At 65.4% G+C, this 16741-nt stretch carries 15 protein-coding genes and 1 pseudogene; 5 read left to right on the top strand and 11 right to left on the bottom strand.

What is annotated here, in order from left to right; all coding sequences use genetic code 11:
* Positions 1-77: 77 nt before the first annotated feature.
* The gene (locus tag XH90_RS21665) at positions 78-878 is read right to left on the bottom strand and encodes a hypothetical protein (protein WP_194476369.1); all 801 of its coding nucleotides are present in this window, start codon (positions 876-878) and stop codon (positions 78-80) included.
* Positions 879-985: 107 nt separating this feature from the next.
* On the opposite strand from XH90_RS21665, the gene XH90_RS21670 reads away from it, so the two are divergent.
* Genes XH90_RS21670 through XH90_RS21680 form a run of 3 tightly spaced genes read left to right on the top strand, consistent with a single transcriptional unit; the run spans position 986 to position 4374 of the window.
* On the top strand, positions 986-1477 hold the full coding sequence (locus tag XH90_RS21670; protein ID WP_194476370.1) for a YaiI/YqxD family protein: 492 nt from the start codon (positions 986-988) through the stop codon (positions 1475-1477).
* 2 nt (positions 1478-1479) lie between these two features.
* Positions 1480-3291: an ABC-F family ATP-binding cassette domain-containing protein gene (locus XH90_RS21675; protein ID WP_194476371.1), complete on the top strand. Its 1812-nt coding sequence runs from the start codon at positions 1480-1482 to the stop codon at positions 3289-3291.
* Positions 3292-3294: 3 nt separating this feature from the next.
* Positions 3295-4374: a D-TA family PLP-dependent enzyme gene (locus XH90_RS21680; protein ID WP_194476372.1), complete on the top strand. Its 1080-nt coding sequence runs from the start codon at positions 3295-3297 to the stop codon at positions 4372-4374.
* 75 nt (positions 4375-4449) lie between these two features.
* Here the strand turns inward: XH90_RS21680 and XH90_RS21685 are convergent, their stop codons facing one another.
* The 8 genes and pseudogenes from XH90_RS21685 to XH90_RS21715 form a co-directional block, all read right to left on the bottom strand.
* Positions 4450-5667: a TIGR03862 family flavoprotein gene (locus XH90_RS21685; RefSeq protein WP_256442520.1), complete on the bottom strand. Its 1218-nt coding sequence runs from the start codon at positions 5665-5667 to the stop codon at positions 4450-4452.
* A complete protein-coding gene (locus tag XH90_RS39100) occupies positions 5664-6581 on the bottom strand; it encodes an SDR family NAD(P)-dependent oxidoreductase (RefSeq protein WP_246755550.1) in 918 nt (305 codons plus the stop codon). Before XH90_RS39100 ends, XH90_RS21685 begins: the two co-directional genes overlap by 4 nt.
* A gap of 114 nt (positions 6582-6695) precedes the next feature.
* Positions 6696-7175, bottom strand: a complete 480-nt coding sequence (locus tag XH90_RS21690; protein ID WP_194476374.1) for a MaoC family dehydratase — start codon at positions 7173-7175, stop codon at positions 6696-6698.
* 6 nt (positions 7176-7181) lie between these two features.
* On the bottom strand, positions 7182-8900 hold the full coding sequence (locus tag XH90_RS21695) for an AMP-binding protein (RefSeq protein WP_194476375.1): 1719 nt from the start codon (positions 8898-8900) through the stop codon (positions 7182-7184).
* Positions 8900-9793 (bottom strand): annotated as a pseudogene (gene mmsB, locus XH90_RS21700) (3-hydroxyisobutyrate dehydrogenase); the annotation flags it as partial. The pseudogene mmsB and the gene XH90_RS21695, both read right to left, overlap by 1 nt.
* A gap of 24 nt (positions 9794-9817) precedes the next feature.
* Entirely contained in the window at positions 9818-10885 is a 1068-nt protein-coding gene (locus XH90_RS21705) for an enoyl-CoA hydratase/isomerase family protein (protein ID WP_194476377.1), read from the bottom strand.
* Positions 10882-12027 (bottom strand): isobutyryl-CoA dehydrogenase, encoded by a 1146-nt coding sequence (locus XH90_RS21710; protein ID WP_194476378.1) that lies wholly within the window; start codon positions 12025-12027, stop codon positions 10882-10884. Before XH90_RS21710 ends, XH90_RS21705 begins: the two co-directional genes overlap by 4 nt.
* Positions 12028-12049: 22 nt before the next feature.
* Positions 12050-13546 (bottom strand): CoA-acylating methylmalonate-semialdehyde dehydrogenase, encoded by a 1497-nt coding sequence (locus tag XH90_RS21715; protein WP_194476379.1) that lies wholly within the window; start codon positions 13544-13546, stop codon positions 12050-12052.
* A 100-nt stretch (positions 13547-13646) separates the two neighbouring features.
* Here XH90_RS21715 and XH90_RS21720 point away from each other — a divergent pair, with 100 nt between their 5' ends.
* Positions 13647-14555, top strand: a complete 909-nt coding sequence (locus XH90_RS21720) for a LysR family transcriptional regulator (protein WP_194476380.1) — start codon at positions 13647-13649, stop codon at positions 14553-14555.
* Between the two features lie 25 nt (positions 14556-14580).
* Here the strand turns inward: XH90_RS21720 and XH90_RS21725 are convergent, their stop codons facing one another.
* Together XH90_RS21725 and XH90_RS21730 are read right to left on the bottom strand one after the other, a co-directional pair.
* Entirely contained in the window at positions 14581-15201 is a 621-nt protein-coding gene (locus tag XH90_RS21725; RefSeq protein WP_194476381.1) for a TetR/AcrR family transcriptional regulator, read from the bottom strand.
* Positions 15202-15260: 59 nt separating this feature from the next.
* Positions 15261-15800, bottom strand: a complete 540-nt coding sequence (locus XH90_RS21730; protein ID WP_194476382.1) for a PaaI family thioesterase — start codon at positions 15798-15800, stop codon at positions 15261-15263.
* Positions 15801-15953: 153 nt separating this feature from the next.
* Here XH90_RS21730 and XH90_RS21735 point away from each other — a divergent pair, with 153 nt between their 5' ends.
* A complete protein-coding gene (locus XH90_RS21735; RefSeq protein WP_194476383.1) occupies positions 15954-16724 on the top strand; it encodes an enoyl-CoA hydratase in 771 nt (256 codons plus the stop codon).
* Positions 16725-16741 lie beyond the last annotated feature (17 nt).

Consider the following 16741-nt stretch of genomic DNA (forward strand, 5'->3'; position numbering starts at 1 on the left):
GCCGCGGCGTACTGGATTCCCCGCCTTCGCGGGGAATGACACCGAGTGTGCGTGCGGGGTGTGCCCCTTCCGGCGCGCTACGCCGCAGCCTGCTCGCGCGGCTGGTAGATCGCGGTGTGCTGGCAATGTGCAATCGGCGTCGTTCCATTGGCCACGACCAGCGCGTCGAGCTCGACGAAGCGGTGCCCCTTCTTCTCGTAATTCGCAGCGACCTTCGCTCGCGCGGTGATCTCATCGCCGGTGCGCGCGGCGGACAAGAGCTGCATGCGGCTGCCGACGTGAATCCAAGGGCCCAGAATGGTGTTGTCGACCAGCACGCGGTTCATCACGCGCTGGATCAGTCCGGGATGGCCGAGCCCTTCGCGCGCGAAGACCGGATCGGTCTCCCTGACATCGGCAAGATAGTCGGTGGCCGCCTGCCCGGCCCAGCGGCGCGGCGTGGTGCCCAGCCATTTGCCTGTCTCGAACGTCGCGGGGCTGACCGGTTTGCGCTCGGCGACGGCGGGGACCTCGACATAGTCACTCAGTGACACCGCCGGCGCAGCCGCCGGCAGCGACGCAGTCCCGGTCGCGCACAGCTCGGTGCGACTGAAAACCTCGATCGTGAGCAGGCCGTTGTGCTCGGTGGCGTCGACATCGGCGGTCTCGCCATCATAGACCGGCTTGATGAAGCGGGCTTCGATCAGCCCGCGCGACAGGAAATCGCGGCCCCAGCGGGCCACCGGCACGTGCATCATGTAGGCGAAGACATCGACGCCCGGGACCAGCCCGCCGGAGAAGCCGAAGCGGCGCGCCACCGTGTCGTCGTGCATCTTGTTTTCGGACTGTTTGGCGGTGTTGTAGGCCTCGACGCGCCAGGTTTCGAGCCGGTTCGGCATGGCTTGGCTTCCCCTCAGTTCTTGTTGTTTCAGAGCTGATCGTAGGCCCCGGGGAACACCGGTCAATCCCCTCGCCTTTGCGGCCCGAATGGGGTACCACGCGGCGAATGACTGACACCCCCACCCGCATCTATGTCGATGCCGACGCCTGCCCGGTGAAGGACGAGATTTATCGCGTCGCGCTCCGGCACGGCGTGCCCGTCAGCGTGGTCGCCGGCAATTTTATCCGCGTGCCGCAGGACCCGCTGATCGAGCGCATCGCCGCGGGCGCTGGGATGGACGCGGCCGACGACTGGATCGCCGAACGGGCGAGGCCCGGCGACGTCGTTGTCACGTCGGACATTCCGCTGGCGAGCCGCTGCGTGAAAGCCGGAGCCGACGTGATCGCGCCGAACGGCAAGCCGTTTACGGAAGAGTCGATCGGCATGACGCTGGCCGTGCGCAACCTGATGACGGATTTGCGCTCGGCCGGCGAAGTCACCGGCGGCCCGCGCTCGTTCTCGCCCCGGGACCGCTCCGCCTTCCTCTCGGCGCTCGATCAGACGCTGCGCCGGATCCAGCGCCGCCGTGCCGACCAGGCCGCCACGAGTCAGGGCTAGTCATGGCACCCCCGCTGATCCAACTGAAAGACATCAAGCTGACCTTTGGCGGCACGCCGCTGCTGTCGGGCGTCGAGCTCAATGTCGCGCCGTCCGAACGCGTCTGCCTGATCGGCCGCAACGGCTCCGGTAAATCGACGCTGCTCAGAATTGCAGCCGGCCTGGTCGAGCCCGATGACGGTACGCGCTTCGTGCAGCCCGGCGCGACGGTCCGCTATCTGCCGCAGGAGCCCGACTTCGGCGAGTACAAGACCACGCTGGCCTACGTCGAATCCGGGCTCGCCCCCGGCGACGATCAGCACCAGGCGCGCTATCTGCTCGAGCAGCTCGGCCTGACCGGCGAGGAGAACCCGCATAATCTCTCCGGCGGCGAGGCGCGCCGCGCAGCGTTGGCCTATGTGCTCGCGCCCTCGCCCGACATCCTGCTGCTGGACGAGCCGACCAACCATCTCGATCTCTCCACCATCGAATGGCTGGAAAAGGAGCTCGACTCCCGGCGCAGCGCGCTTGTCATCATCAGCCACGACCGCCGCTTCCTCACCAATCTCTCGCGCTCCACCGCCTGGCTCGACCGCGGCAAGATCAAGCAGATCGATCGCGGCTTTGCCTCGTTCGAGACCTGGCGCGACGAGGTGCTGGCGGAGGAGGAACGCGATCAGCACAAGCTCGACCGCAAGATCGTCGACGAGGAGCACTGGCTGCGCCACGGCGTCTCCGGCCGCCGCAAGCGCAACGTCAAGCGGCTCGCCAATCTGCATGCGCTACGCGACCAGCGCCGCAATTATCGCGGCACCGCCGGCACCGCCAGTCTCGCAGCCGCTGAAGCCGAGCAATCCGGCAAGCTGGTGATCGAGGCCAAGGGCATCAGCAAGGCCTATGGCGATCGCGTGATCGTCGACAATTTCTCCACCCGCATCCAGCGCGGCGACCGGCTCGGCATCATCGGCCCGAACGGCGCCGGCAAGACCACGCTGGTCAATCTCTTGACCGGTGCTGCGCAACCAGATTCCGGCACGGTACGGTTAGGAGCCAATCTCGAGACCGCCACGCTCGACCAGCATCGTGAAAGCCTCGATCCCAAGTCGACGCTGGCCGAGGCGCTGACCGGCGGTCGTGGCGATCAAATCATGGTCGGCGGCAAGCCGAAGCACGTCGTCGGCTACATGAAGGACTTCCTGTTCGGCCAGGAGCAGCGTGGCACGCCGGTGGAGGTGCTCTCTGGCGGTGAGCGCGGTCGGCTGATGCTGGCGCGCGCGCTGGCGAAGCCCTCGAACCTCCTGGTGCTGGACGAGCCGACCAACGATCTCGATCTCGAGACGCTCGACGTGCTCGAGGAGATGCTCGGCGACTACGAGGGCACGGTCATCCTGATCAGCCACGACCGCGACTTCCTCGATCGCGTCGTCACCTCCGTGATCGCGCCGGAGGGCAACGGCAAGTGGATCGAATATGCCGGCGGCTACAGCGACATGCTGGCGCAACGCGGCACGGACCTCAAGCGCGAGACCACGAAAGCGCAGCCGACCGCAGAGAAAAAGGAGGAGCGCGTTGCTGCGCCCGCCTCCGCGCCGAAGCGCAAGCTGAGCTTCAACGAGAAGCACGCGCTGGAAACGCTGCCGCAGAAGATGGAATCGTTGCAGGCCGACATCGCCAAGCTGCAGCGCGTGCTTGACGATCCCAATCTCTATGCAAAAGATCGCAAGAAATTCGACGATACCTCGGCCGCCATCGCCAGGGCACATGAAGACCTGTCCGCAGCCGAAGAGCGCTGGCTCGAACTCGAAATGCTCCGCGAAGAGATAGAACAGGCTTGACCCATGACCACTCCCCTCGCCGCAAAAATCGCCCGCGAATACGGCACGCCCTGCGCCGTCATCGACATGGACAGGGTCGAGCGCAACATTGCGCGCATCCAGAAGGCCTGCGACGACGCCGGCATCGCCAACCGGCCGCATATCAAGACGCACAAGAACCCGACGATCGCAAAGATGCAGGTCGCGGCCGGCGCCAAGGGCATCACCTGCCAGAAGATCGGCGAGGCCGAGATCATGGCCAATGCCGGCATCGACGACATCCTGATCAGCTACAATCTGCTCGGCGAGGAAAAGATGGCGCGGCTCGGCGCGCTCAATGCCAAGACCAGGATGACGGTCGCCGCCGACAATTCGACCGTCGTTGCCGGACTGCCCAAGGCCGCCGCGGCCTCGGGCCGTCCGCTCTCGGTCGTGGTCGAATGCGATACGGGGCGCAAGCGCGCGGGCGTCGAGACGCCGGCGGAAGCGATCGCGCTGGCGCGCGAGATCGCCGCGTCGAAGGGGCTCGAATTTGCCGGCTTCATGCTCTACCCGACCGAGACTGGCTGGGGCGATGCGCAGAAATTCTTCGACGAGGCACTGGCCGGCGTGCGCGCGCACGGGCTGGACGCCAAGATCGTCTCGACCGGCGGCACACCGAACCTGGTCAACATCGGCAAGCTCAGGGGCGGCACCGAGCATCGCTTCGGAACCTATATTTACAACGACCGCATGCAGGTCGCAGCCGGCTCCGCCACCTGGGACGATTGCGCGCTGCACGTCTATTCGACGGTGGTGAGCCGCGCCGCCCCCGAGCGCGGCATTCTCGATGCCGGCTCGAAGACATTGACGACCGACACCGGCGGCCTCGACGGCCACGGCCTGATCCTCGAGCACCCCGAGGCCAAGATCGCCAAATTCGCAGAGGAGCACGGCTTCCTCGACCTCTCCCGCAGCAACACACGCCCGAATGTCGGCGATGTCGTCCGCATCGTGCCGAACCACGTCTGCGTCGTCGTCAACATGATGGACGAGGTGGTGATGGTCCGCGGCGATGAGATCATCGGCACGCTTCCGGTGGCGGCGCGCGGGAAGTTGCGATAGCGCACCGGTCTCTCTCCGTCATTGCGAGGCGCCCTTGTGACGAAGCAATCCAGTCTGGATTGCGTCGCTGCGCGGTTAGCGGCTGAGCCACTCCAGCACGCCCCTGCCTGCAGCCGCCCCCGTCGCGAACGATGCTTGGAGCAGATAGCCGCCGGTCGGGGCTTCCCAATCCAGCATCTCGCCGGCGGCGAACACGCCGGGCAATTTGCGCAGCATGAAGCGGTCGTCGAGCTCGTCGAAGGCGATCCCGCCCGCCGTCGAGATCGCGCGATCGATCGGCGCGATGCCGGTGAGCTGAACCGGAATCGCATTCGCCAGGTGCGCAAGCTCCGTCGGTGAGAACGCCGCCAGCGATCGGCCTGAGGCAATGGTCGCCTCCTGCATCAGGCCAATGCCGACCGGCGACAATTGCGCGGCCTTGCGCAGGAAATTTGCGAGCGATTGCTTGCCGCGTGTCCCTGATAGCCGCGTGGTCAGCGCGTCGGCGGTGAGATCCGGCCGCAACGCGATCGTCAAGGTCGCCTGCCCGATCCCGAGCACCGCCTCGCGCAGCTCCGCCGACAACGCGTAGATCGCACCGCCTTCGATGCCGCTGCGGGTGATCATCGCTTCGCCGCGCACCGTGTGCGCGCCGACCGTCAGCGCCACGCCCTTGAGCGGCTGGCCTTCGAAGCGGTCGCGAAAAACGTCGGACCATGCGACCGTGAAGGCGGAATTGGCGGGCCTCAGCTTGGAGATGGCAACACCCTTCGCGGCGAGGCAATCGACCCACGCACCGTCCGAGCCCAATCGCGGCCAGCTCGCACCACCAAGCGCGAGCACGGTTGCCTTGGCCTCGATCGCAAGCAGGCTCTCGGGCGTATGGAATTGCAGCCGCCCCTCCGCATCCCAGCCGGTCCAGCGGTGCCGAAACGCGAACCGCACACCAGATGCATCGAGCCGCCGCAGCCAGGCGCGCAGCAGGGGCGAGGCCTTGAACGTCCTTGGAAACACCCGTCCGCTGCTGCCAACGAAGGTCAGCTGCCCAAGGCCTGCGCTCCAGTCGCGCAGCGCGTCGGGTGGAAACGCTTCGACCGCGGCGCGCAGATGCGGCATCGCTTCGCGATAGCGCTCGAGGAAACCCGCCAGCGGCTCGCTGTGGGTAAGATTGAGGCCACCACGTCCGGCCATCAGGAATTTGCGGCCGGCTGACGGCATCGCATCGTAGACGGTGACGCGGGCCCCGCCCGACGCGAGCACCTCCGCCGCCATCAGCCCGGCGGGACCGGCACCGATGACGGCGATGTCAGTCAGAGCTTGATCCCCGCCCGTGCCGCGGCCTGCGCCACGTATTTCTGCGTCTGCTCGAAAGCACCCGCCAGCGCCTTGGCCTTCGACATGTCGCTGATCTCGGCGAAATGCGCGGCGACCGCATCGGGCGTCCATTCGGACTCCGGCAGGTTGATGCCCTCGCTCTCCAGGATCTTGATTACCGCGAAGGAGCCGGCGCCGGCACCCATGATGGTGCGGGTCGGCGCGTCCTCGCTCAGCATATACTCGACCGCGGGCGTGATCGCGTTCGGCTTCATCAATTGCAGCGCCTGCGGCGGCAGCAGCTCTTCGGTCATGCGGGTCGCCGCCGTCGGCGAGATGATGTTGACGCGGATGTCGTTCTTGCGGCCCTCTTCCGCCAGCACGTTCATCAGGCCGACCATGCCTGATTTCGCCGCGCCGTAATTGGCCTGACCGAAATTGCCGTAGAGGCCGGAGGACGAGGTCGTCAGCACGATGCGGCCGTAATTGCGGTCGCGCATGCCGGCCCAGACCGCCTTGCAGCAGTAGAAGGTGCCGACGAGATGCACGTCGAGCACCTTCTGGAAATCGGCCGCTTCCATCTTGCCGAACGACTTGTCGCGCAGGATGCCGGCATTGGCGCACATGATGTCGACACTGCCCCACTCCTTGGTGGCGCGCTCGACCATGGCGGTGACCTGCTCGAAATTCGAGACGTCGGCGCCGTCGGCCATCGCGGTGCCGCCGGCCTTGCGGATCTCCTCGACCACGGCTTCGGCCGGTGAGAGCGAGGCGCCGGTGCCGTCGCGCGCGCCGCCGAAATCGTTGACCACGACTTTCGCGCCGCGGCTCGCAAGGCCCAGCGCATGCGCCTTGCCGAGACCATTGCCCGCGCCGGTGACGATGGCGACGCGTCCGTCGAACCTGATTGCCATGAAAGCTTTCCTTTCTTCCTTCTCCGCTTGTGGGAGAGGGTGAAATCCGCGAAAATTCGTCAGCTTTTGAGCAGCGATGGATCGCCGGGTCAAGCCCGGCCACGGCGGACGGACTTACGCGAAGTAAGTCAGGCCGAGCCACTCCGCGACCAGCGCGGGCTTGTCCTCGCCTTCGATCTCCACCGTCACGTTGGTACGGGTCTGCAATTCGTTAGGCTTGCGCAGCTTGGCTTCCGCCAGCACGAAGCGGCCACGGACGCGCTTGCCCGAGCGCACCGGCGAGATGAAGCGCAGCTTGTCGAACCCGTAGTTCACGCCCATCGTGGCGCCTGCAACCGCCGGCATCACCTCATAGGACATGATCGACAGCAGCGACATCGTGAGGAATCCGTGCGCGATGGTGGAGCCGAACGCGGTCTCCTTCTTCGCCCTTTCAGGATCGACGTGGATGAATTGGTGATCCTCGATCACGTCGGCATAGGTGTCGATGCGGGGCTGGTCGATCAGGTGCCAGGACGATACGCCGATCTCCTTGCCGACCATGGCCTGATAGGCCTCGAGCGTGATCGGCGGCTTCTTCCAGATTTCGTTCATGTCGCTTCAGGTCTCGCTTCTCGTTTTAGGCAGCTCCGGAAAATCCTCCTCGCGGAATTCCCGGCCACGCAGCGGATCGTCGCGATCGTTGTCGCGTTCGAGCCGTCGTAGCTGCACGCGCCGGATTTTGCCAGAGATCGTCTTCGGCAATTCGGTGACGATTTCGATCCGCCGGATGCGCTTGAAGGGCGCAAGGCGCGTATGCAGGTGCTTGAAGATCGAGAGCGCCGTCTCCGGCGAGCGCTCCGCGCCCGAGGTCAGCAGCACGAAGGCCTTGGGGATCGCGAGCCGGATGGGATCGGGACTCGGCACCACCGCGGCTTCCGCGACAAGTTCGTGCTCCAGCAGCACGCTCTCCAGCTCGAACGGGCTGATGCGATAGTCGGAGGATTTGAACACGTCGTCGGAGCGGCCGACGAAGGTGAGATAGCCATCTTCGTCCGCGAAGACCACGTCGCCGCTGCGATAGAGCTCGCCTTCGGCGCCGGACAGCTTGCCGTCGTCGCCCTGATAGCCCTGCATCAAGCCGGCGGGACGGTCGGCACCCAGCAGCAGCGCCACCTCGCCCTCCTTGGCCGGGTGGCCGTCGGCGTCGCTGACCTGCACGCGATAGCCCGGCAGCGGCCGGCCCATCGAGCCGACCTTGATCTTCTGGCCCGGCGAGTTGCCGGCAAGCGCGGTGGTCTCGGTCTGGCCGTAGCCGTCGCGGATGGTGAGTCCCCAGGCGGCCTGCACCTGGTCGATCACTTCAGGGTTGAGCGGCTCGCCTGCGCCGCAGACCTCACGCAAGCTCATTTTGAACGAGGCCAGGTTCTCCTGAATGAACAGCCGCCACACGGTCGGCGGCGCGCACAACGTGGTGACGCCACAACGGCCGATGGTGGCGAGCAGGCCCTTGGCATCGAAGCGCGGCTGGTTGACCACGAACACCGTCGCGCCGGCATTCCACGGCGCGAAGAAGCAGCTCCAGGCATGCTTGGCCCAGCCGGGCGATGAGATGTTCAGATGGACGTCGCCGGGCTTCAGCCCGATCCAGTACATGGTGGAGAGGTGGCCTACGGGATAGCTGCGCTGGCTGTGCCGCACCAGCTTCGGTTTGGCCGTCGTGCCCGAAGTGAAATAGAGCAGCATCGGGTCGTCGGCGTTGGTCGGACCATCAGGCGTAAAACTCTCCGAAGCTTTGGCCGCCTCGTCATAGGCAAGCCAGCCATCGGACGCCTCGCCCACGACGATCCGCGCGATACCGTCGACGCCAAGACTTGCGAACTTCGCGACCTGGTCCTGCGCGGCCACCACGGCCTTCGCTCTGCCGCGATCAAGCCGGTCGCGCAGTTCCTCGGCCGTCAGGAGCGTGGTCGCGGGGATCACGACGACGCCGAGTTTTATTGCCGCCAGCATGGTCTCCCACAGCGGAACCACATTGCCGAGCAGCAGCAGGAGATGGTCGCCGCGCTTGAGGCCCTGCGCGCGGAGAAAATTGGCAACCTGGTTGGAGCGCAGCGAGAGCGCGGCGAAGGACAGCTTTGTCTGCTTGTCCTGCGCAGCATCGACAATCCAGAGCGCGGGCCGATCCTTGCTCTCCGCATTCGTCGCCAGCTCGGCGTCGAACCAATCGAGCGCCCAGTTGAAGGGGTCGGGATCGGGCCAGCGGAAATTCCTAACCGCTGTCTCGTAATCCGTGCGGTGTGCGAGAAGAAACGCGCGCGCGTCCTGAAATGTCGTCATCAAGCTTTCCCGGCTAACGCCCTAACGTGCTTGATAATTCCGGAAAAATCCACCCCGCCCTGGCCTGCTGCGTCGAAAGACTGATAGATCTCCTGCGCATGCTTGCCGAGCGGCGTCGCCGCCCCCGCAGCCTTCGCGGCGTCCTGCGCCAGCGTCAGGTCCTTCACCATCAGCGCCGAGGCAAAACCCGGCTTGTAGTCGTTGTTGGCCGGTGAAGTCGGCACCGGACCGGGAACCGGGCAATAGGTGGTCAGCGACCAGCACTGGCCCGACGAGGTCGAGGCGACGTCGAACAGCGCCTGATGCGAGAGTCCGAGCTTTTCGCCGAGCGCGAAGGCTTCGCTCACCGCGATCATGGAAATACCGAGGATCATGTTGTTGCAGATTTTTGCGGCCTGGCCGGCGCCGGCGCCGCCGCAATGCACGATCTTCTTGCCCATTTTCTCCAGCACGGGCTTGGCCGCCGCAAAGGCGCCCTCCTCGCCGCCGCACATGAAGGTGAGCGTTGCGCCCTTGGCACCACCGGTGCCGCCGGAGACCGGCGCGTCGACCGAGAGCACGCCGTTCTTCGCCGCCAGCGCATGAGCCTGACGCGCGCTTTCCACGTCGATAGTGGAGCTATCGATAATCAGGGTGCCCTTGGCCATGGCGGGAACGACCTCGTTCCAGACGCCGAGCACATGCTTGCCTGCGGGCAGCATGGTGACGACGACATCGGCGCCCTTCACAGCACCCGCGGCGCTGTCCGCGATGCCGGCGCCGTCGGCCTTGGCCTGATTGCGCGAGGCTTCGACGAGATCGAACGCCACCACCTTGTGGCCGGCCTTGACCAGATTGGCCGCCATCGGGCCGCCCATGTTGCCGAGACCGATGAATGCGATCGTGGCCATTGTCGTTTCCTCCGCTCGTTTCGTTGATTAGTTGAACTTCAGCTCATCCGCGCCGATCTCGGCGAGATACGGCGCCAGCATTTGCGGCGTCACATCCTCGATCCGCGGCGGCGACCAGGTCGGGTTGCGATCCTTGTCGATCACGGCGGCGCGCACGCCCTCGCGGAAATCGTCGCTGCGGAACACTTCGCACGCCGCGCGATATTCGCGCACCAGGCACTCTTCCAGGCTCGGCGCAGTACGCGCGAGCCGCAGCAGTTTCAGCGTCACCACCATGCCGCGCGGCGATTTCTCGTTCAGCGTCTTCAGCGTCGCCAGCGCGAACTCGGAGCCGTCGCGCTTGAGCGCGGCGAAAATGTCTTCCATCCGGTCGAAGCCGAACAGCGCATCGATGACGGGCTCTTTCGCTGCCACCGGACCCGCGGTCTCACCGGTGGCAAAACCGTCGATGAGCTTGCTAACATCGGCCGCGGTCACACCCGGGCGAACCTTGGTCAGCGCCTCGCGTAACGCAGGCAGCTTCACCGCCTGAACCACCCAATCGGCGAACTTCGCATGAATCGCGTCCGGTCCGTTCATGGTCTGGCCGGTCAGGCCGAAGAACGTGCCGATCTCGCCCGGCGAGCGCGACAACAACCAAGTGCCGCCGACATCGGGGAAGAAGCCGAGCCCGACCTCGGGCATCGCAAGTTTCGTCCGATCCGTAACCACGCGGTGGCTCGCATGCGCGGACAGGCCGACACCACCGCCCATCACGATGCCGTCCATGAAGGCGACATACGGCTTTGGAAACTTCTTGATCCGGGCGTTGAGGATGTATTCCTCGCGCCACAGGATCCTGCCGAGATCACCGTTGACCTTCGAACTCTCCCAGAGCGCGCGGATGTCGCCGCCGGCGCACAGGCCGCGCTCGCCGGCGCCTTCCAGCAGGATCACAGCGACGGCGGAATCGGCCTCGAAGCGGTCGAGTGCCTTCTCGATGTCGCGAAACATCTCCAGCGTCACGGCATTGATCGCCTTGGGGCGATTGAGCCTGACAATGCCGGCCGCGCCCTCGACACGGGCGACGAGATCGCCCTCTTCCACCGAACTCATCGCGCGCCCTCGATCAATTTGCGCGCCACGATGAGCCGCATGATTTCATTGGTGCCTTCGAGAATCTGGTGCACGCGCAGATCGCGCACGATCTTTTCGATTCCGTATTCGCTGAGATAGCCGTAGCCGCCGTGCAGTTGCAGCGCATGGTTGGCGACCTCGAAGCCGACATCGGTACCGAAGCGTTTTGCCATCGCACAGAGCATGGTGGCGTCGGGGTCCTTGCGGTCGAGCGCAGCCGCCGCGCGCCAGAGGAAGGTGCGTGCCGCCTCCAGCTCGATCGCCATGTCGGCAAGCTTGAATTGAAGCGCCTGGAACTCGTCGAGGCGCTTTCCGAAAGCCTTGCGATCCTTCATGTAGGCGCGCGCCTTGTCGAGCGCAGTCTGCGCGCCGCCGAGCGAACATGCCGTGATGTTGAGTCGGCCGCCGTCGAGGCCGGCCATGGCGATCTTGAAACCGACGCCCTCCTCGCTCAGCCGGTTGGCGACGGGCACGCGGGCATTTTCGAACATCACCGCGCGGGTCGGCTGCGCGTTCCAGCCCATCTTGCGCTCATTGGCGCCGAAGGAGACACCCGGCGTCTTGCCGTCGATGACGAGGGTCGAGATGCCGCCGGGGCCGTCGCCGCCGGTGCGCACCATCGCGACCAGCAGGTCGGTGCCGCCGGCGCCGGAGATGAACTGCTTCTGACCGTCGAGGACGTAGTGATCGCCGTCGCGCACCGCGCGCGTGCGAAGGGCCGCCGCATCGGAGCCGGCGCCCGGCTCGGTCAGGCAATAGCTCGCGATCAGCTCCATCGTGCAGAGCTTTGGCAGCCATTGATGGCGCTGGGTGTCGCTGCCGAAGGCATCGATCATCCAGCTCGCCATGTTGTGAATGGAGATGAACGCCGAAGTGGTCGGGCAGCCCGTCGCGAGCGCCTCGAAGATCAGCGCCGCGTCGAACCGCGTCATGGCAGAGCCACCGACATCCTCGCGGATGTAGATGCCGCCCATGCCGAGCGTTGCGGCCTCGCGCATCACGTCGACGGGGAAATGCTTCTCCTCGTCCCAGCGCAACGCGTGCGGCGCGATCCGCGAAGCCGCAAACGCCAACGCCATGTCGCGAACCGCGACCTGATCCTCGTTCAGAGCGAACTGCATCGTGCCCTCGCTCCTGGGAGGCTTACTTCATCAGCGGGATCGAGAACTCCGCACCTTCCTTGACGCCGGACGGCCAGCGCGAGGTCACGGTCTTGGTCTTGGTGTAGAAGCGGACCGAGTCCGGGCCGTGCTGGTTGAGATCGCCGAATCCGGACTTCTTCCAGCCGCCGAAGGTGTAATAGGCGATCGGCACCGGGATCGGCACGTTGATGCCGACCATGCCGACATTGACCTTGGCCGCGAAGTCGCGGGCGGCGTCGCCGTCACGAGTGAAGATGGCAACGCCGTTGCCGTAATCATGCTCGGACGGCAGCGCCAGCGCTTCCTTGTAGTCGTGCGCGCGCACGACCGAGAGCACCGGGCCGAAAATCTCTTCCTTGTAGATCCGCATGTCCCTGGTGACGTTGTCGAACAGCGAACCGCCGAGATAGAAGCCCTTCTCGTAGCCCTGCATCTTGAAGCCGCGGCCGTCGACGGCAAGTGTCGCACCTTCCTTGATGCCGATGTCGATGTAGCTCTTGACCTTCTCGACCGCCTCGCGTGTCACCAGCGGACCATAATCGGCCGACGGATCGATCGAGGTGCCGATCTTGAGGCTCTCGACGCGCGGGATCAGCTTGTCCATCAGACGGTCGGCGGTGGTCTTGCCGACGGGAACAGCGACCGAGACGGCCATGCAGCGCTCGCCGGCCGAGCCGTAGCCCGCCCCGATCAGCGCGTCGACAGCCTGGTCCATGTCGGCATCCGGCATGATGATGGCGTGATTCTTGGCGCCACCGAAGCACTGGCAGCGCTTGCCGGTCTGGGCGGCGCGCTCATAGATGTATTGCGCGATCGGCGTCGAGCCGACGAAGCCGACGGCCTTGATATCGGGGTCGTCGAGGATGGCATCGACCGCTTCCTTGTCGCCGTTGACGACGTTGAGGATGCCGGCCGGCAGGCCCGCCTCGATCATCAACTCGGCAAGCTTCATCGGCACGCCGGGATCGCGCTCGGACGGCTTCAGGATGAAGGCGTTGCCGCAGGCGATCGCAGGCGCGAACTTCCACATCGGGATCATTGCCGGAAAGTTGAACGGCGTGATGCCGGCAACGACGCCGAGCGGCTGGCGCATGGAATAGATGTCGATGCCGGGGCCGGCACCTTCGGTGTATTCGCCCTTCATCAGATGAGGAATGCCGCAGGCGAACTCGGCGACTTCGAGGCCGCGCTGGATGTCGCCCTTGGCGTCGGGCACGGTCTTGCCGTGCTCGCGCGCGAGCAGCTCGGCGAGCTTGTCGTAGTCGCGCTGCACCAGTTCGACGAATTTCGTCATGACGCGGGCGCGGCGCTGCGGATTGGTCGCGGCCCATTCGGGCTGCGCGGCGCGGGCGTTCTCGACGGCGGCACGGACTTCGGCCTTGGAGGCCAGCGCGACCTTGGCCTGGACGTCACCGGTCATCGGCTCGAAGACGTCGGCGGTACGGCCCGACTTACCCTTGACTTCCTTGCCACCGATGAAGTGCCCGACGTCGCGCATGAATACCTCCCACAGGACGGGTTAGATCGCTTTGACAAATCCTATCGACCTGCATTTTATAGGATTCAAGTCTGAGATATTGCACCATAGATGTGCGAAAATGCTGGATCAAGGCGCTATCGATTGGGACGACTTTCGTTTCGTGCTGGCCATCGTGCGGGGCGGCTCGGTGTCGGCTGCGGCAAAACAGCTCGGCGTCGACCATGCCACGGTGATCCGCCGCGTCGACCGGCTGGAAAAGCACCTCTCGGCAAAGCTGTTTGACCGGCGCAAGACCGGCTACCTCCTCACCGACGCCGGCCAGCGCGTCGCCGACAGCGCCGAAGCAATGGAATCCACCATCGTCGCCAACCAGGAGCAGGTCGGCGGCTCCGTGGCGCGATTGACCGGTACGGTGCGGATCGGGGCGCCCGACGGGTTCGGCACCGCCTTCCTGGCGCCACGCCTGGCGCCCTTCGCCGATCGCTATCCCGACCTCGATCTGCAACTTGTAGCGACCGCACGGCTGTTCAGCCTCTCCAAACGCGAGGCAGACATCGCGATCAGCCTGACCATGCCGAAAGAGGGCCGCATCGTCGGCCGCAAGCTGCTCGATTATCGGCTCGGCTTGTACGCCGCCGCGGCCTATCTCGACCGCTTCCCGAAAATCGCCTCGCGGCAGGACCTGCCGCAGCATCGCTTCGTCGGCTACATCGAGGAGCTGCTTTTCACGCCGGAGCTCGATTATCTGCCCCAGGTGTCACCGCGGATCTCGGCACGCTTCCGCAGCGCCAACCTGATCGCGCAGCTCAATGCCACGCTCTCGGGGTTCGGCATCGCGGTGCTGCCGCACTTCATGGCGAGCGACTACCCGCAGCTCGTGGCGGTGCTGCCCGAGGAAGTGTCGATTGTCAGGACGTTCTGGATGCTGATGCACGCAGACAGCAAGGATCTCGCGCGGATCAGGGCGGTGGCGGATTACATCTCGGAAATTGTCGAGCGTGAGCGGGCGTTGTTCGCGGGGCGATAGCGCTGCTCTGGTACGGCACCTCGCCTTAACTCTGCTTCGCCTTCTTCGCTGCCGCCGCCTTTGGCTCGCGCTTTGCCCCCTCCAGCGCGCTGTCCTTGCCCGCCTTCAGCACCTCATCCGACAGTTCGCTCGAGCCGGCGATGCGTGCCAGCAGCATGGTGCCGGCCATCGTCGCCAACGTCGCGATCGCCTGCTTGCGCGCGGCCTTGCGCGGAACGTTCGGGATGAAATTGGTCATCATCTCGACCATCTCGTCGAGCTTGCCGGCAAACGCCTTGCGTGTCTTCGGGCTCTCGCGGGCGATCTCGGCCCCAAGCGCGGGGATCGAGCAGCCATGGCCGGGATTGTCGCGATGGAGCGCCGAGAGGTAAGTCTCGACGATCTGGCCAAGCTGCTTCTCGGGCGCGACCTGATCGGACTGCTTGCGCCAGTGCTCCATCGAACGGTTCATGGCGTAATCGAAGGCCTCGATCACCAGGGCCTCGCGCGAGTCGAAATGCGCATAGAAGCCGCCATGGGTCAGGCCTGCCTCCTTCATCAGGTCGGCGACGCCGATGCCATGGGCCCCCTTTTCGCGTAGCCGCACGGACGCCTTCTTGACGATGCGGTCGTGGGTTTCCTGCTTGTGTTCCCGAGAATAGCGCATGCGGCTCTCATTGGATGTCGGAAGTCATCTCATAGCACGGATACCCGCCAAGCGGCGCATTAATTCCCGGTAAAATTGTTACCGACCATGGAAAAGGTTGCAGTTGCATGGACCGCGAGTGCCCCCTTACCGTCGCGGACGAAGCCTTCGGTGTAGCTGGTCTGGCGCCCGAGCTTGACGACCTTGCCTTCCGCCGAGATCAGGCCTGACCTGACGGAGAGCGGCCGCAGGAAAGTCATCTTCAGGTCGAGCGTCACCGACGACTGCCCGGCCTCCAGCCGCGTCGAAATCGCGCAGCCCATGGCGGTATCGAGGAGCGCGGCGGCGGTCGCCCCGTGCAGGAGCCCGATGGTGTTTTCGAGATCCTCGCGCGGTTCGAGTTCCATCACGATACGGCCGGGCTCGACCACTCCAACAGTGAAGCCAATCAGTTTCGCGAAGGGCGGCGGCGGCAACCGGCCGTCGCGGATGCCCAGCATGGCGTCCATGCCGGACAAGCCCATCGCCACCTTCGCAACCGGCGCGGGCACCTGCCAGTCCACCACGCGCTCGCGCCGCTGCGCCGGTGAGAACAGGTCGAGTTGAGCAGGTTCGATCATGGGCACCTTCTTTATATGATTTGCATCATACTATACGACGGACTTCGCGCTGGCAACGCCACATCCACCGCTTGACAAGCCGGGCATTTCGTCCCGGAAGTGATCCCGTCCGGCGCGCCTCGCGCAGGTCCACGAAACCTTCGAGATCACACGATGGAAATGCTCAACAACCACTGCGGCGTGACGCGCGATGAGCGCGGCGTCGTTCATGTCGCGATCTGCAACGCCGGCTCGCTCAACATCCTCGGCTCGCCCGTGACCGACGCGGTCCGGGAGGGGCTGCAGCAGCTCTCGTCCGACCGCAGCATCCGCGTCGTGGTGCTGCGCGGCCAGAGCGAGAAGAGCATGATCGGCGGCGCCGATATCAAGGAGATGGCCAAGCTCGACCAGAAGTCGGCCGAGGCCTTCATCAGCCGCCTGCGCGATCTCTGCGAAGCCGTGCGCCAATTCCCGGCGCCCATGATCGCGCGCATGCCCGGCTGGTGCCTCGGTGGCGGGCTCGAAGTGGCGGCTGCCTGCGACTTCCGGATCGCCGCGCATGATGCACATTTCGGCATGCCGGAGGTGCGCGTCGGCATTCCCTCGGTGATCCACGCCGCGCTGCTGCCGCGCCTGATCGGCTGGGCTCGCGCGCGCTGGCTGGTGATGACGGCCGAGAACATCGACGCCCCGACCGCCCTGGCCTGGGGCCTGGTCGACAAGATCGCGCCGGCAGGCGGACTGGATGCGGCCGTCGAGCACCTCGTGACCGCGCTGCTCGAATGCGGCCCCGAGGCGCTGCGCTCGCAGAAGGCGCTGCTGCGGCAATGGGAGGAACTGCCGCTGACGGAGTCGGTGAATCTCAGCGTCAAGGTGTTCGGCGAGTCGTTCCTGACGGACGAGCCCACACGGCTGATGGGCGCATTCGCGAACAGGAAGCGGTAATCGCGCCACCTCCCCTC

This window comes from Bradyrhizobium sp. CCBAU 53338 (assembly GCF_015291665.1).
GTDB lineage: Bacteria > Pseudomonadota > Alphaproteobacteria > Rhizobiales > Xanthobacteraceae > Bradyrhizobium.

Coding starts and splice junctions, on each gene's coding strand:
- XH90_RS21725 (WP_194476381.1), bottom strand. CDS start 15,201: ATGCGCTATTCTCGGGAACACAAGCAGGAAACCCACGACCGCATCGTC.
- XH90_RS21715 (WP_194476379.1), bottom strand. CDS start 13,546: ATGCGCGACGTCGGGCACTTCATCGGTGGCAAGGAAGTCAAGGGTAAG.
- XH90_RS21735 (WP_194476383.1), top strand. CDS start 15,954: ATGGAAATGCTCAACAACCACTGCGGCGTGACGCGCGATGAGCGCGGC.
- XH90_RS21710 (WP_194476378.1), bottom strand. CDS start 12,027: ATGCAGTTCGCTCTGAACGAGGATCAGGTCGCGGTTCGCGACATGGCG.
- XH90_RS21690 (WP_194476374.1), bottom strand. CDS start 7,175: ATGAACGAAATCTGGAAGAAGCCGCCGATCACGCTCGAGGCCTATCAG.
- XH90_RS21680 (WP_194476372.1), top strand. CDS start 3,295: ATGACCACTCCCCTCGCCGCAAAAATCGCCCGCGAATACGGCACGCCC.
- XH90_RS21730 (WP_194476382.1), bottom strand. CDS start 15,800: ATGATCGAACCTGCTCAACTCGACCTGTTCTCACCGGCGCAGCGGCGC.
- XH90_RS21665 (WP_194476369.1), bottom strand. CDS start 878: ATGCCGAACCGGCTCGAAACCTGGCGCGTCGAGGCCTACAACACCGCC.
- XH90_RS39100 (WP_246755550.1), bottom strand. CDS start 6,581: ATGGCAATCAGGTTCGACGGACGCGTCGCCATCGTCACCGGCGCGGGC.
- XH90_RS21720 (WP_194476380.1), top strand. CDS start 13,647: ATGCTGGATCAAGGCGCTATCGATTGGGACGACTTTCGTTTCGTGCTG.
- XH90_RS21675 (WP_194476371.1), top strand. CDS start 1,480: ATGGCACCCCCGCTGATCCAACTGAAAGACATCAAGCTGACCTTTGGC.
- XH90_RS21670 (WP_194476370.1), top strand. CDS start 986: ATGACTGACACCCCCACCCGCATCTATGTCGATGCCGACGCCTGCCCG.
- XH90_RS21695 (WP_194476375.1), bottom strand. CDS start 8,900: ATGACGACATTTCAGGACGCGCGCGCGTTTCTTCTCGCACACCGCACG.
- XH90_RS21705 (WP_194476377.1), bottom strand. CDS start 10,885: ATGAGTTCGGTGGAAGAGGGCGATCTCGTCGCCCGTGTCGAGGGCGCG.